The 12602-nt window shown below is 65.5% G+C and carries 17 protein-coding genes; 9 read left to right on the top strand and 8 right to left on the bottom strand.

Annotated elements, in window-relative coordinates:
- The first annotated feature begins 8 nt into the window (after nucleotides 1-8).
- The 3 genes from QX073_RS32180 to QX073_RS32170 all read left to right on the top strand — a co-directional run bounded on the left by QX073_RS32180 (nucleotide 9) and on the right by QX073_RS32170 (nucleotide 2449).
- On the top strand, nucleotides 9-740 hold the full coding sequence (locus QX073_RS32180; RefSeq protein WP_315753377.1) for an amino acid ABC transporter ATP-binding protein: 732 nt from the start codon (nucleotides 9-11) through the stop codon (nucleotides 738-740).
- Between the two features lie 151 nt (nucleotides 741-891).
- Entirely contained in the window at nucleotides 892-1752 is an 861-nt protein-coding gene (locus QX073_RS32175) for a D-amino-acid transaminase (protein WP_316226963.1), read from the top strand.
- Between the two features lie 103 nt (nucleotides 1753-1855).
- A complete protein-coding gene (locus QX073_RS32170) occupies nucleotides 1856-2449 on the top strand; it encodes a DUF1080 domain-containing protein (protein WP_315753381.1) in 594 nt (197 codons plus the stop codon).
- Here the strand turns inward: QX073_RS32170 and QX073_RS32165 are convergent.
- The 3 genes from QX073_RS32165 to QX073_RS32155 all read right to left on the bottom strand — a co-directional run bounded on the left by QX073_RS32165 (nucleotide 2436) and on the right by QX073_RS32155 (nucleotide 4035).
- Nucleotides 2436-2585, bottom strand: coding sequence for a hypothetical protein (locus QX073_RS32165; protein WP_315753383.1), 150 nt, complete (start codon nucleotides 2583-2585; stop codon nucleotides 2436-2438). The genes QX073_RS32170 and QX073_RS32165 overlap by 14 nt on opposite strands.
- 77 nt (nucleotides 2586-2662) lie before the next feature.
- On the bottom strand, nucleotides 2663-3262 hold the full coding sequence (gene wrbA, locus QX073_RS32160) for an NAD(P)H:quinone oxidoreductase (protein WP_315825412.1): 600 nt from the start codon (nucleotides 3260-3262) through the stop codon (nucleotides 2663-2665).
- A gap of 74 nt (nucleotides 3263-3336) precedes the next feature.
- The gene (locus QX073_RS32155; RefSeq protein ID WP_316201661.1) at nucleotides 3337-4035 is read right to left on the bottom strand and encodes a pirin family protein; all 699 of its coding nucleotides are present in this window, start codon (nucleotides 4033-4035) and stop codon (nucleotides 3337-3339) included.
- 130 nt (nucleotides 4036-4165) lie between these two features.
- On the opposite strand from QX073_RS32155, the gene QX073_RS32150 reads away from it, so the two are divergent.
- Complete coding sequence (locus QX073_RS32150; protein WP_315716640.1) at nucleotides 4166-5074, top strand: LysR family transcriptional regulator; 909 nt, start codon at nucleotides 4166-4168, stop codon at nucleotides 5072-5074.
- A gap of 23 nt (nucleotides 5075-5097) precedes the next feature.
- Here QX073_RS32150 and QX073_RS32145 read toward each other — a convergent pair whose 3' ends face one another.
- The 3 genes from QX073_RS32145 to QX073_RS32135 form a co-directional block, all read right to left on the bottom strand.
- The gene (locus QX073_RS32145) at nucleotides 5098-5565 is read right to left on the bottom strand and encodes a YbaK/EbsC family protein (RefSeq protein ID WP_315716641.1); all 468 of its coding nucleotides are present in this window, start codon (nucleotides 5563-5565) and stop codon (nucleotides 5098-5100) included.
- Complete coding sequence (locus QX073_RS32140) at nucleotides 5555-6301, bottom strand: haloacid dehalogenase type II (RefSeq protein ID WP_316174947.1); 747 nt, start codon at nucleotides 6299-6301, stop codon at nucleotides 5555-5557. The genes QX073_RS32145 and QX073_RS32140 overlap by 11 nt, the downstream gene beginning before the upstream one ends.
- A gap of 98 nt (nucleotides 6302-6399) precedes the next feature.
- Nucleotides 6400-7284: an amidohydrolase family protein gene (locus tag QX073_RS32135; protein ID WP_315716643.1), complete on the bottom strand. Its 885-nt coding sequence runs from the start codon at nucleotides 7282-7284 to the stop codon at nucleotides 6400-6402.
- A 254-nt stretch (nucleotides 7285-7538) separates the two neighbouring features.
- Between QX073_RS32135 and ykgO the strand changes: the two genes are divergently transcribed.
- The 3 genes from ykgO to QX073_RS32120 all read left to right on the top strand — a co-directional run bounded on the left by ykgO (nucleotide 7539) and on the right by QX073_RS32120 (nucleotide 8751).
- Nucleotides 7539-7664: a type B 50S ribosomal protein L36 gene (gene ykgO, locus QX073_RS32130; protein WP_006611362.1), complete on the top strand. Its 126-nt coding sequence runs from the start codon at nucleotides 7539-7541 to the stop codon at nucleotides 7662-7664.
- Nucleotides 7665-7760: 96 nt separating this feature from the next.
- Nucleotides 7761-8390, top strand: coding sequence for a tetratricopeptide repeat protein (locus tag QX073_RS32125; protein WP_315716644.1), 630 nt, complete (start codon nucleotides 7761-7763; stop codon nucleotides 8388-8390).
- 103 nt (nucleotides 8391-8493) lie between these two features.
- Complete coding sequence (locus QX073_RS32120; RefSeq protein ID WP_315716645.1) at nucleotides 8494-8751, top strand: hypothetical protein; 258 nt, start codon at nucleotides 8494-8496, stop codon at nucleotides 8749-8751.
- 28 nt (nucleotides 8752-8779) lie between these two features.
- Here QX073_RS32120 and QX073_RS32115 read toward each other — a convergent pair whose 3' ends face one another.
- Nucleotides 8780-8962: a hypothetical protein gene (locus QX073_RS32115; RefSeq protein WP_315716646.1), complete on the bottom strand. Its 183-nt coding sequence runs from the start codon at nucleotides 8960-8962 to the stop codon at nucleotides 8780-8782.
- Nucleotides 8963-9213: 251 nt separating this feature from the next.
- Between QX073_RS32115 and QX073_RS32110 the strand changes: the two genes are divergently transcribed.
- Nucleotides 9214-10173, top strand: coding sequence for an alpha/beta hydrolase (locus tag QX073_RS32110; protein WP_316191454.1), 960 nt, complete (start codon nucleotides 9214-9216; stop codon nucleotides 10171-10173).
- 65 nt (nucleotides 10174-10238) lie between these two features.
- Here QX073_RS32110 and cycA read toward each other — a convergent pair whose 3' ends face one another.
- Nucleotides 10239-10634, bottom strand: coding sequence for a cytochrome c-550 CycA (cycA, locus tag QX073_RS32105; RefSeq protein WP_315716648.1), 396 nt, complete (start codon nucleotides 10632-10634; stop codon nucleotides 10239-10241).
- A gap of 208 nt (nucleotides 10635-10842) precedes the next feature.
- Here cycA and QX073_RS32100 point away from each other — a divergent pair, with 208 nt between their 5' ends.
- The gene (locus tag QX073_RS32100; RefSeq protein ID WP_316226962.1) at nucleotides 10843-12336 is read left to right on the top strand and encodes an FAD-linked oxidase C-terminal domain-containing protein; all 1494 of its coding nucleotides are present in this window, start codon (nucleotides 10843-10845) and stop codon (nucleotides 12334-12336) included.
- Nucleotides 12337-12602: the final 266 nt, after the last annotated feature.

Here is a 12602-nt window from a genome sequence, read left to right as displayed (position 1 = left end):
CGGCTCCCATGATCGAAATCAGCCACGTCAACAAATGGTACAGCCCGAGCTTCCAGGTGCTGAAGGACTGCACGACCTCGGTCGCCAAGGGCGAGGTGGTGGTGGTCTGCGGCCCCTCCGGCTCCGGCAAGTCGACCCTGATCAAATGCGTCAACGCGCTGGAGCCGTTCCAAGACGGCGTGATCACGATCGACGGCCTCAAGGTCAATGATTCCAAGACCAACCTGCCGAAGCTGCGCTCGCGGGTCGGCATGGTGTTCCAGCACTTCGAGCTGTTTCCGCATCTCAAGATCATCGACAACCTCTGCCTCGCCCAGCAGAAGGTGCTGGGTCGTGGCCATGAGGAAGCGACCGCGAAGGGCATGAAGCTCCTGGATCGCGTCGGTCTCAAGGAGCAGGCGCAGAAGTTTCCGGCGCAGCTCTCCGGCGGCCAGCAGCAGCGCGTGGCGATCGCACGTGCGCTCGCCATGGATCCGATCGCGATGCTGTTCGACGAGCCGACTTCGGCGCTCGATCCGGAGATGATCAGCGAGGTGCTCGATGTCATGGTTGATCTCGCCCGCGAGGGCATGACCATGATGGTCGTGACCCACGAGATGGGCTTCGCCAGGAAGGTCGCCCACCGCGTCATCTTCATGGACCGCGGCGAGATCGTCGAGGACGCCAAGAAGGAGGAGTTCTTCGGCCAGCCGCGCAGCGAGCGCGCGCAGCAGTTCCTGTCGAAAATCCTGTCGCATTAGTCCGGTGAGTCATTCCGGGGCGCCCGCAGGGCGAACCCGGAATCTCGAGATTCCGGGTTCGATGCTGCGCATCGCCCCCGAATGACGGCGAGAGTAACAATTGGTGTACGCAGATGGCTTTGCGTGCGCAGATGAGAATGGAGACACGTCCTTGGACCCGATCGCTTACGTCAACGGCGCCTTCGTGCCCCTGTCCGAGGCCAAGGTCTCGGTCCTCGATCGCGGCTTCCTGTTTGCCGACGGCATCTACGAAGTGGCGGCGGTGCTCGATGGCAAGCTGGTCGACAGTGCCCCGCATCTTGCCCGCCTGAAGCGCTCGGTCGGCGAGATCGGGCTGGCGCTGCCGGAGAGCCTGGCGCGGATCGAGGAGCTGCAGAAGGAGCTGGTCGCACGCAACCGGCTCGACCAGGGTATGGTCTATCTGCAGGTGACGCGCGGCGCCGACAAGGGCCGCGACTTCCCGTTTCCCAAGGGCGACGTCAAGCCGACCTTGGTGATGTTCGTCACCGCCAAGGACATCATCAATGCGCCCTCGGCGAAGACGGGAATTGGCGTCATCACCGTGCCCGACATCCGCTGGGCGCGCCGCGACATCAAGAGCGTGGCGCTGCTGGCGCAGGTGCTCGCGAAGCAGGCGGCCGCCGCGGCCGGGGCCGGCGAGGCGTGGATGGTCGAGGACGGTCATGTCACCGAGGGCGGCTCGTCCTCGGCCTTCATCCTGACCAAGGACGACGTCATCGTGACGCGGCCGAACTCGAACGCGATCCTGCCGGGCTGCACCCGCAAGGCCGTGGTGAAGCTCGCCGAGGAGCGCCAGCTCAAGGTCGAGGAGCGGCTGTTCACGGTGGAGGAGGCGCTCGCGGCGAAGGAAGCCTTCATCACCAGCGCGAGCTCGTTCGTGCAGCCGGTGGTCACGATCGACGGCAAGCCCGTCGGCGACGGCAAGCCGGGACCGGTGGCGGCGCGGCTGCGCGAGATCTATGTCGATTTTGCGCGCGCCACGGCGGTGTAGTTGGAGGAGACGATAGAGCAGGTGCAGCATCGAAACCCGTTTGCATTGTCCGGCGCTTTGCTATCGTGGCGACGAACGAAACAGAAATCAGGGAGGAGTTTCGATGCGGTATCGCTTGAGAGGGCTCGCGGCCGGACTATTGATTGCGGGCGCAGGCATGACGGGAGCGGCATTGGCCGATGACGGCTGGGTGACCCTGGTCGACTCCACGACCAAGGCCGACTTCACCGAGGTCGGCAAGGCCAATTGGGAGATGAAGGACGGCGCGCTGTCGGCCGACAAGCTCGATGGCAAGGATCCATCGTATCTGGTGACCAAGGAGAGCTACAAGGACTTCCAGATCAAGGCCGAGTTCTGGGTCGATGACGCCGCCAACAGCGGCATCTTCATCCGCTGCGACCAGTCGGCGAAGATCGACTCCAACATCTGCTACGAGGTCAACATCTTCGACAAGCGGCCCGATCCGAAATACGGCACCGGCGCGATCGTCGACGTGTCCAAGGTCGATCCGATGCCGAAGGCCGGCGGCAAGTGGAATACCTATGAGATCACCGCCAAGGGCACGCGGCTGACCGTGATCCTCAACGGCGAGAAGACCGCCGATGTCGACGACAGCAAGCACGCGGCGGGACCGATCGCCCTGCAGTACGGCTCGGGCGTCGTGAAGTTCAGGAAGGTGCAGATCAAGCCGCTGTAGCGGCCGTGCATTCCGGGCAGCGGCGCTGGCCGCGGCTGGCGCGGTAGAGGCTCTTGCAGTACCAGCGGCGCGCTATCATCTGCAGGGGATGGCGGGCCAACCGGGCCAGCGTCACCAGTTCGAGCATGGCGGGCATTGCAGACTCCTTGGCATCCTTCCGACTTTTGCGAGATGGGGCGGCACTTCGTTTACGGAAGTGCCGCCCCAGTCGCATCAGCCATGCAGCTTCTTTGCGGTCTCGGCGATGACGCGGCCCTGATAGCGCGCCCCCGCCAGCTCGTTCGCGCTCGGCTGCCGGCTGCCGTCACCGCCGGTGATGGTGGTGGCGCCATAGGGCGAGCCGCCGGTCACCTCGTCGAGCTTCATCTGGCCGGCGAAGCCGTAGTTGAGGCCGACGATGGTCATGCCGAAATGCAAGAGGTTGGTGATGATCGAGAACAGCGTGACCTCCTGGCCGCCGTGCTGGGTCGCGGTCGAGGTGAAGGCGCCGCCGACCTTGCCGTGGAGCGCGCCCTTGGCCCACAGGCCGCCGGCCTGATCGAGGAAGTTGGCCATCTGCGAGGCCATGCGGCCGAAGCGGGTGCCGGTACCGACGATGATCGCGTCGTAGTCGGCGAGCTCCTCGACCTTTGCTATCGGAGCGGCCTGGTCGAGCTTGTAGTGGGAGGCCTTGGCGACGTCGGCCGGCACCAGTTCGGGCACGCGCTTGACGTCGACGGTGGCGCCGGTCTCGCGGGCGCCTTCGGCCACCGCGTTGGCCATCGCTTCGATGTGGCCGTATGCGGAGTAGTAGAGAACGAGAACCTTGGTCATGGCAGTCTCCGTGGGGACGAGGATGATCGGGGAGAGCGTCCCGGCCGGATGCCCGGCCGGGATCGCGTGAGAGGTCAGGCGGCGTCGACGAGCACCAGCTCGGAATCTTCGAGCGCGGTGATCTTGAGCGTGGCCTCGTCGCGGATGGCGGCGCCGTCACGGGCGTTGACTCGGACGCCGTTCACTTCGACGCTGCCGGCTGCGGGCACCAGATAGATGTGGCGGGCCTTGTCGGCGCTGTACTCGGCGGTCTCGCCGGCCTTCAGCGTGGTGCCGAGTACGCGCGCCTTGGCACGGATCGGCAACGCGTCGCCGTCATCTGCGAAGCCGCTCGCCAGTGTGACCAGCTTGCCGGAGCGGTCGGACTTCGGGAACGGCTTGGCGCCCCAGGTCGGTTGGCCGCCATCGGTGGTCGGCTCGATCCAGATCTGGAAGATCCGCGTCGTGGTCGGCTCCAGATTGTACTCGGAGTGGCGGATGCCGCTGCCCGCACTCATCACCTGGACGTCGCCGGCCTCGGTGCGGCCCTTGTTGCCGAGGCTGTCCTGATGGGTGATCGCACCCTCGCGGACATAGGTGATGATCTCCATGTTCCGGTGCGGATGCGCCGGGAAGCCGGTGTTCGGCGCGATCTCGTCGTCGTTCCAGACGCGCAGGGCGCCGTGGCCCATGTTGCTGGGGTCGTAGTAGCTCGCGAACGAGAAATGGTGCCTGGCCTTCAGCCAGCCGTGGTCGGCGCCGCCCAGCGCCGCAAAGGGCTTCAATTCGATCATGGGTCTGCTCCTGTGGTTGAAACGGCCGGCCGGGGCCGCCGTGCTGTTGGGCATTGGAATAAGGGAGCGGCCGGGGTATAGAAATAGAAACTATTGAAATCTATTGTTTCTAAAAACGAGATTTAAGGCGATGGCGCGACTTCCGGATTTCGAGGCGATGGCGATCTTCGCGAAGGTCGTCGAGCTGCGCTCCTTCGCCGGCGCCGCGCAGGAGCTGGGCCTCTCCAAGGCCTCCGTCTCCAAGGCGGTGAGCCGGCTGGAGGAGCGTCTGGGTACGCGGCTGTTCAACCGCACCTCGCGGCGCTTGGCGCTGACAGACGCCGGCCAGCGCCTGTCCGAGCGTGCCGCGCAGCTGCTCGCCGATGGCGAGGCTGCCGAGACTGAGGCGCTCGCGCAGTCGCTGACGCCGCGCGGCCTGGTGCGCTTCGCGGTGCCGATGACGTTCGGCGTCAAGAAGATCGCGCCGCTGCTGCCGGCGTTCCTAGAGCAATATCCGGAGGTCTCGATCGACCTCCACATGAGCGACGCCACCGTCGATCTGATCGGCGAAGGGTTCGACCTCGCGCTGCGGATCGCGCGGCTTCCGGACTCGTCGCTGGTCGCGCGCCGCCTTTGCCCCATGCCGCGCTACACGGTGGCGGCGCCGTCCTATCTGAAGCGCCACGGACGGCCGACGCATCCGATGCATCTCGCCGAGCACAAATGCTTCGGCTACGCCTATCTCTCCACCGCCGGCGTCTGGCACTACACCAATGCGGCCGGCGAGCAGGCCAGCGTACGGCCGGCGGGACAGCTGCGCGTCAACAATGGCGAGGCGCTGTTGCCGGCGGTGCTCGCCGGGCTCGGCATCGCGGACCTGCCGGATTTCATCGTTGGCGACGCGATCGCGTCTGGCGAGGTCGAGGTGGTGCTGAAGGGCTGGAGCCAGCCCGAAGGCGCAATGCATCTGGTGATGCCGCCCGGCGGCCCGCGCCCCGCGCGGGTCGAGGTGCTGACGGAGTTTCTGGTGAAGGAACTCGCGAAGGGGAAGAAGCGATGATCGCGGCCGCCGATCCCAGCCGATCAGGACTGCACCTCGCACACATCGACCCATGCGGCTCCCGTCAGCTCGGCCAAGCGATCCGGCGTGATCTTCACCGCGCTGTGGGTCGAGCCCGCGGCGGGCACCACGATGTCGAAGGCCTTCAGCGAGACGTCGCAATACACCGGTAGCGGCGACTTCAAGCCGAACGGGCAGACGCCGCCGACCTCGTGTCCGGTGATGTCGGCGACCTCGTCGAGGCCGAGCATCTTCGGCTTGCCGCCGAACAGCGCCTTCACCTTCTTGTTGTCCATGCGCGCGTGGCCCGCGGCGACGATCAGGATGACGCGCTCGCCGACGCGCAACGACAGCGTCTTGGCGATGCGGGCCGGCTCCACGCCATAGGCTTCCGCCGCGAGCGCCACGGTTGCGGAGCTCTGGCTGGAGACGAGAACGTCGATGTCGGGGGCTTTTTCGGCGAAGAAGGCGCGGACGGATTCAAGGCTCATGCGTGTTGACGATCTCAGGCAATTCGGAAAGCGCAGCAATACGATGATCGGGCGCAAAACCCAACTCGTCCATCTGGGTCCGCAGCGCCTTGAACATCGTGAGCGGGGATACGAGATCGGTCTTGATGCAGGCGGCCGCCATGGCTTCGGGAGTGACGCGCTCGATCCAGGCAACGTTGAGGCCGAAGGCCTTGGCGCCGCAGACGTCCCAGGGATTGGAGGACACGAACAGCACCTCGTCGGGCGCAAGTCCGAGTGTCTCCTCGATCAGCGCATAGGCTTGCGAACTCGGCTTGAAGATCTTGTGGGCATCGACGCTGATGACGGCATCGAGCAGCGTGTCGAAGGCGCTGGCTTTCACCAGGCCGTCGAGCATCGCTGGGCTGCCGTTGGAGAGGATCGCGAGCCGGCGGTCCTTCATCGCGGCGAGCGCGGCACGTGCATCAGGGTAGGGATCGAGATCGAGATATTTGGCGATGATGCGATCGCGTGTGATCGCATCCGCCTGCAGGCCGAGAACGCGCAGCGTATAGAGCAGCGACTCGCGGGTAACGACCGAAAAATCCTCGTAGCGCTGCATCAGCGAGCGCAGCCAGGTGTATTCGAGCTGCTTGATGCGCCAGATCTGGGTGATGATGTCGCCGTGGCCGGGAAAGGCCTGCTCGGTGACCGCCGCTACTGACTGGATGTCGTACAGCGTGCCATAGGCATCGAAGACCACGGCTTTGAAGGGCACGGCGCTCACCTCATCGAGAGAGGCAGGCGCGATGGCCGATGGCCACCGCGCCCGCGGATGATAGCACGATCCTCGACGATACGAGCCGTCGGACGGCCTCAGATCCCGAGCAGCCTGCGCGCGTTGGCCTTCAGCACTTTCGGCCGGATCTCCTCGCGGATGTCGAGCTTGGCGAAATCGGCGAGCCAGCGGTCGGGCGTGATCACCGGCCAGTCGGAGCCGAACAGCATCTTGTCCTGCAGGATCGAGTTGATGTAGCGCACCAGGATCGGCGGGAAGTACTTTGGCGACCAGCCGGAGAGGTCGATGTACACGTTCGGCTTGTGGGTCGCGACCGACAGCGCCTCCTCCTGCCAGGGGAAGGAGGGGTGGGCGAGAATGATCTTGAGGTCGGGGAAGTCGGCCGCGACGTCGTCCATGTACATCGGGTTCGAGTACTTCAGCCGCATCCCCATGCCGCCCGGCATGCCCGAGCCGACGCCGGTCTGGCCGGTGTGGAACAGCGCGATGGCGCCGCCGTCGTTGATCGCCTCATACAGCGGATAGGCCAGCCGGTCGTTGGCGTAGAAGCCCTGCATCGTCGGGTGGAACTTGAAGCCGCGGACGCCATACTCCTCGATCAGCTTGCGCGCCTCGCGGACGCCGAGCTTGCCCTTGTGCGGATCGATGCTGACGAAGGGGATCAGCACATCGAGATGGTCGGAGGCGACCTCGAGCATCTCGTAATTGTTGTAGCGGCGGAAGCCGGTCTCGCGCTCGGCGTCGACCGGGAAGATCACGGCGGCGATGTTCTTGGAGCGGTAATAGGCCGCCGTCTCCGGCACCGTCGGCGGGTGCTTGTGCGGCGACTTGAAGTAGTCGGCCATCTGGGCCTGGAAATCGTCGTAGCCGTCATCCGCATGCATGCCGCAGGGCTCCTCGGCATGGGTGTGGATGTCGATGGCGACGACATCGTCGATCTTGGGCAAAGCGAGCTTGGGCATGGGCGTTCCCGGCGGTTGGTTCTTGGCTTTGGAAAATTGATTATAGGATATAACAAATTTGGCAATCGCCAAGTTGGATCGAGGGGCCCGTCGCCGGCCGGTTCTGTTGAAGCCGGGGCCCGCCATGATTGACATCCGGCGGGCTGGTGGTTAGAAACCGGCCAATCCGGGCGACTTGGTCGCTTGCGGAACTCCCTTTGTATTTGCCACTTCCGGCCTGTCCAACACGGCCTTTCAACGTATCAGGATGTCCCATGAAGGTCCGTAACTCGCTGAAGTCGCTGCGTGGCCGCCATCGCGCCAACCGTCTGGTCCGCCGCAAGGGCCGCGTCTATGTGATCAACAAGGTCCAGCGCCGCTTCAAGGCTCGCCAGGGCTGATCCCGTAGATCTCCCCTCGAGAAGAGGGGCCTTCTCACAGGTCTTTGAGGCGCGTGCTGCTTTGCAGGACGCGCCGACTGCGTTTAGACTTGGGGCATGGCCAAGCGATCCCTGCGGGCGATTCTTCTCGCCGTTGTCGTCATTTCGGTACCGCACCTTGCCTTTGCGCAGGGGGAGCCGCGGGCCGGCGTCAAGCCAAAGCCGCCCGAGGCTCCGGCCAAGCTGCCCAAGGTCGGCGCCGACAAGACCAAGGGCCTCGATTTCCTGTTCGGCGCCCTGAAGGCGGCGCCCGACGAGATCAGCGCCAAGCACGTCGAGGCGCGGATCTGGGCGATCTGGCTGCAGACCCCCAGTGACACCGTCGCCCTGCTGATGGCGCGGTCCAAGGCGGCGATGGACGCGAAGCAGAACGAGGTTGCGCTCAAGCTGCTCGATTCGGTCATCAAGCTCCGGCCCGACTACGTCGAGGCCTGGAACCGTCGCGCGACGATCTATTACCTCCAGAACGATTACGGTCGCTCGCTTGCCGACATCCAGCAGGTCCTGCTGCGTGAGCCGCGGCACTTCGGCGCGCTCGCGGGTCTCGGCATGATCATGCAGGACCTCGGCGAGGAGAAGCGGGCCCTGGACGCGTTCCGCAAGGCGCTCGAGGTCAATCCGCACCTGGACAAGGTGCCGGAGCTGGTCAAGACGCTGACCGAGAAGGTCGAAGGCCGCGACATCTAGCCTTGGCGGTCGATTAACCATGTCAGGACGGCCGTCCTTGCCGGCCGATCTGCGCCATCCCACCTGCCGTTGATCGGAGGACATCCGGCGAGGAGGTGGCGCAATGAGGCGTGCAGTGCTGACGGCAGCGCTCATCGGAATGACGGCGACGGCCGCCTGGGCCGAGGATCCGGATCTGTTCTGGGTGGTCGGCAACCGCGCCACCAATCGCTGCGAGATCGTGACCAGCAATCCGATCGTCACCCCCACCATGGGCGACATCTGGTTCGCGTCCGGGCCGTTCAAGTCGAAAGACGACGCCAAGCTGGCGCGATCGACGATCAACGCGTGCCCGAACAAGGACATCACGTCCGAGGACTGATCGGCGCAATCCGGCCCGGTCAGCCGACTCAGTGAAATGCGGTGCTGCGGCGGTCCGGCATGCCGTACTGCGCGGCTGCGGCATACAGCTGCGCGATCTCGGCCTCGAGATGCTCGTTGACCAGCAGCAGGGCCTTCAGCGCGCCGCGGAGATCGCCATTGCAACTTGCGACGATCTCGTCGATCGCAGCCTCGCTCGAACGAAAACTCATCGGTAACCCCCTCCCAAAACACCAAACAAAACGCAGGGCCGGTCATCGTGTTCAAACGACGCAATGATCTGACCGCAAGTAATTCACGGCCATCAGCCGATTGCGAGGAAATGTCCCGACCATGGTTATAAAATGGCCGACGACGCCATGATGACAGGATTGGCTTGACGGGACGTGGAATTGCGCGCTTTCCCGCGCAACCGCCTTCGTTCTGCTCCGTATCTGTCAGCGTGACACGTAGAAAAATATCAATGATTTCAATCACTATTGCGGTCGTCCTCGGTGGGCTCGCGCTGGCCACGCGGGCCGGCATCGCGATCGTCGAAAAGCGCTATCCGCAGCAGGGGCAGGCGATCCCGGTGGCCGGTGCGACCATCAATCTTGTGGATATCGGGCCGCGCAACGCGTCTGGACCGCCGCTCTTGCTGCTCCATGGGGCGAGCTCGAACCTCGAAGCCATGCGCCGTCCGCTGGGTGATCTCCTGGCGCAGCGCCACCGGGTGCTCCTGGTCGACCGTCCCGGCCACGGCTGGAGCCCGCGCGCGCGGCCTGAGGATTCCACGCCCGCGGCTCAGGCCCGGATGCTGGACGAGGTGCTGGCGCGGCTCGGCGTCGGCCAGGTCGTCCTGGTGGTGCATTCCTGGAGCGGCGCGCTCGGCCTGCGCATGGCGCTCGACTTCCCCGACCGGGTTGCGGGCCTCGTGATGCTGGCGCCGGTCGCCTATCCCTGGCGGGGCGGGGTCGGGCGCTACAACGAGGCCGTCACGACGCCGGTGGTCGGGCCGTTGCTGGCGCATACGATCACGCTGCCGCTCGGCCTGGCGCTGATGGCGCCCGGCGCCCGCGGCGTGTTCGCGCCGCAGGCGATGCCGGACGATTTCGTCGACCGGACCGCGACGCCGCTGCTGCTGCGCCCGCGCGAGTTCATGGCCAATGCCCGCGATCTCGTCACCCTGAAGCAGGCGGTGATCGCGCAGGCGCCGCGCTATGGCGAGATCAAGGTCCCGGTCACGATCGTGGCGGGCGGGGCCGACCGGACGGTCTATACCGACATCCATTCCCGCCCGCTCGCGCGGGTCGTGCCACAGAGCCGCCTGATCGTCCTGCCCGACCTCGGGCACATGGTCCAGAACGCGGTGCCGGAGCTGGTGGCCGGCGAGGTCGACCGGATCGTCGCCGCGGTGACCCCGGCCGCCGCCCTGGCGCCGTGATGTGAAAAAGCCCCGGCGGTCCGCCGGGGCTTTGCAGTCGAGGTGACGTGTCGGCCGGCGGCCGCTTACTGCTTCTGCTTGCCGTCCTTGTCGAACGACGAAACATAGGCCCAGAGGTTGTTGATCTCGGTCTCGTTCTTGATACCGGCGAAGGTCATCTTGGTGCCGGGGATCTTGGCCTTCGGGTCCTTGATGTATTCCTTGAAGACCGCCTCGTTCCAGGTGATGCCCGAGTTCTTGTTGGCTTCCGAATAGTTGTAGTCCGGCGCGCTGCCCGACTTGCGGCCGTCGAGGCCGTTGAGTTCCGGGCCGACCTTGTTCTTCGCGCCCTCGCCGATCGCGTGGCAGGGCAGGCACTTGTTGAAGGACGTCTTGCCGGCGGCGGCATCCTGCGCCAGCGCGGCAGATGCCAGCGACGACGAGGCGAGGACGACGAGCGCGCTCAAAGTCATTTTCTTCATGGATCAGGCTCTGTGGGTTACGAGACGAGTTTGCGCGCAGGTTGTGGCATGGCCTCAGGCGACGCACAAGCGGGGAAGCACTGAGGCAAATCAGCATAATGGCGGAGCTTGTTGCTCTGCCGCAAACTTCGATGCGGATCCGCTGCCTATCCAAACCGTTTCCGTTGTGATTGATATGCCAGCACAAATCGAGGGCCGGAGGAACGCGATGGCGATCATGATGCCGGAAGCTGATCGGGCGGTGCTGGCGCGCCGCGACGAGATCGTTGCTGCACTGCGTGCGATCGTGCCGGGCGAAGGCGTCATCGACAGCGCCGCCGAGATGCTGCCCTACGAGTCCGACGGGTTGATGGCCTACCGCCAGCCGCCGATGGTCGTGGTGCTGCCGGAGACCACCGCGCAGGTCTCGCAGGTCCTGAGATATTGCCACGGGCAGGGCATCAAGGTGGTTCCGCGCGGCTCGGGCACCTCGCTGTCCGGCGGCGCGCTGCCGCTGGCCGACGGGGTGCTGCTCGGGCTCGGCAAGTTCAAGCGCATCCGCGAGATCGATTTCGACAACCGCGTCGTCGTCACCGAGCCAGGGGTCACCAATCTCGCCATCAGCCAGGCGGTGGCGCATGCCGGCTTCTACTACGCGCCCGACCCGTCGTCGCAGATCGCCTGCTCGATCGGCGGCAATGTCGCGGAAAATTCCGGCGGCGTGCACTGCCTGAAATACGGCATGACCACCAACAACGTGCTCGGCTGCGAGTTCGTGCTGATGACCGGCGAGGTGCTGCGCATCGGAGGCAAGTGCACCGAGAACGCCGGCTATGACCTGATGGGCCTGATCACCGGCTCGGAGGGCCTGCTCGGCGTGGTCACCGAGGTCACCGTGCGCATCCTGCAGAAGCCGGAGACGGCGCGCGCGCTGATGGTCGGCTTCGCCGAGGTCGAGGCCGCCGGCGAATGCGTCGCCCGCATCATCGGCGCCGGCATCATCCCCGGCGGCATGGAGATGATGGACAAGCCGGCCATTCATGCCGCCGAGGCCTTCGTCCATGCCGGCTATCCGCTCGACGTCGAGGCGCTCCTGATCATCGAGCTCGACGGCCCCGGCGTCGAGGTCGACGAGCTGATCGGCCGCGTCGAGGCCATTGCACACGGCTGCGGCTCGACCACCTGCCGCATCTCGACCTCGGAGGCCGAGCGCAACCTGTTCTGGGCCGGGCGCAAGGCGGCGTTCCCCGCCGTCGGCCGCATCTCGCCGGACTATCTCTGCATGGACGGCACCATCCCGCGCGGCGCGCTGCCGAAGGCGCTGGCGCGCATCCGCGAGCTGTCCGAGAAGTACCAGCTCGGCTGCGCCAATGTCTTCCACGCCGGCGACGGCAACCTGCATCCGCTGATCCTGTACGACGCCAACAAGCCGGGGGAGATGGAGCGGGCCGAGGCGTTCGGCGCCGACATCCTGCGCTGCTGCGTCGAGCTCGGCGGCGTGCTGACCGGCGAGCACGGCGTCGGCATCGAGAAGCGCGACCTGATGCCGGAGATGTTTTCCGAGATCGACCTCAACCAGCAGCAGCGCGTCAAATGCGCGTTCGACAGCCAGGGCCTGCTCAACCCCGGCAAGGTGTTCCCGACCCTGCATCGCTGCGCCGAGCTGGGCCGGATGCATGTCCACGGCGGCAAGCTGGCGTTTCCCGATCTGCCGCGGTTTTGAGGCGCGGACGGGAGAGCAGGGCGGCGTCATCCGACGTCTGCCCGATCGACTACGTCTGCTGGATCTGACGCGAACCTCTCTCCCCGCGTCATTCCGGGGCGCCCGCAGGGCGAGCCCGGAATCCATAACCACAGGCCGCTGTGGGGACGCGCGGTTCGCTCCATCTCGCTCCGACAACGCCCGCTCGTGGTTATGGATTCCGGGCTCATCGCTGCGCGATGCCCCGGAATGACGACGAGAGAGTTGTCCTCATCGCATCCATCTCC

This window comes from Bradyrhizobium sp. SZCCHNS3052, assembly GCF_032484495.1.
Lineage (GTDB): Bacteria > Pseudomonadota > Alphaproteobacteria > Rhizobiales > Xanthobacteraceae > Bradyrhizobium.
This window is presented reverse-complemented; position numbering and strand designations above follow the sequence as displayed.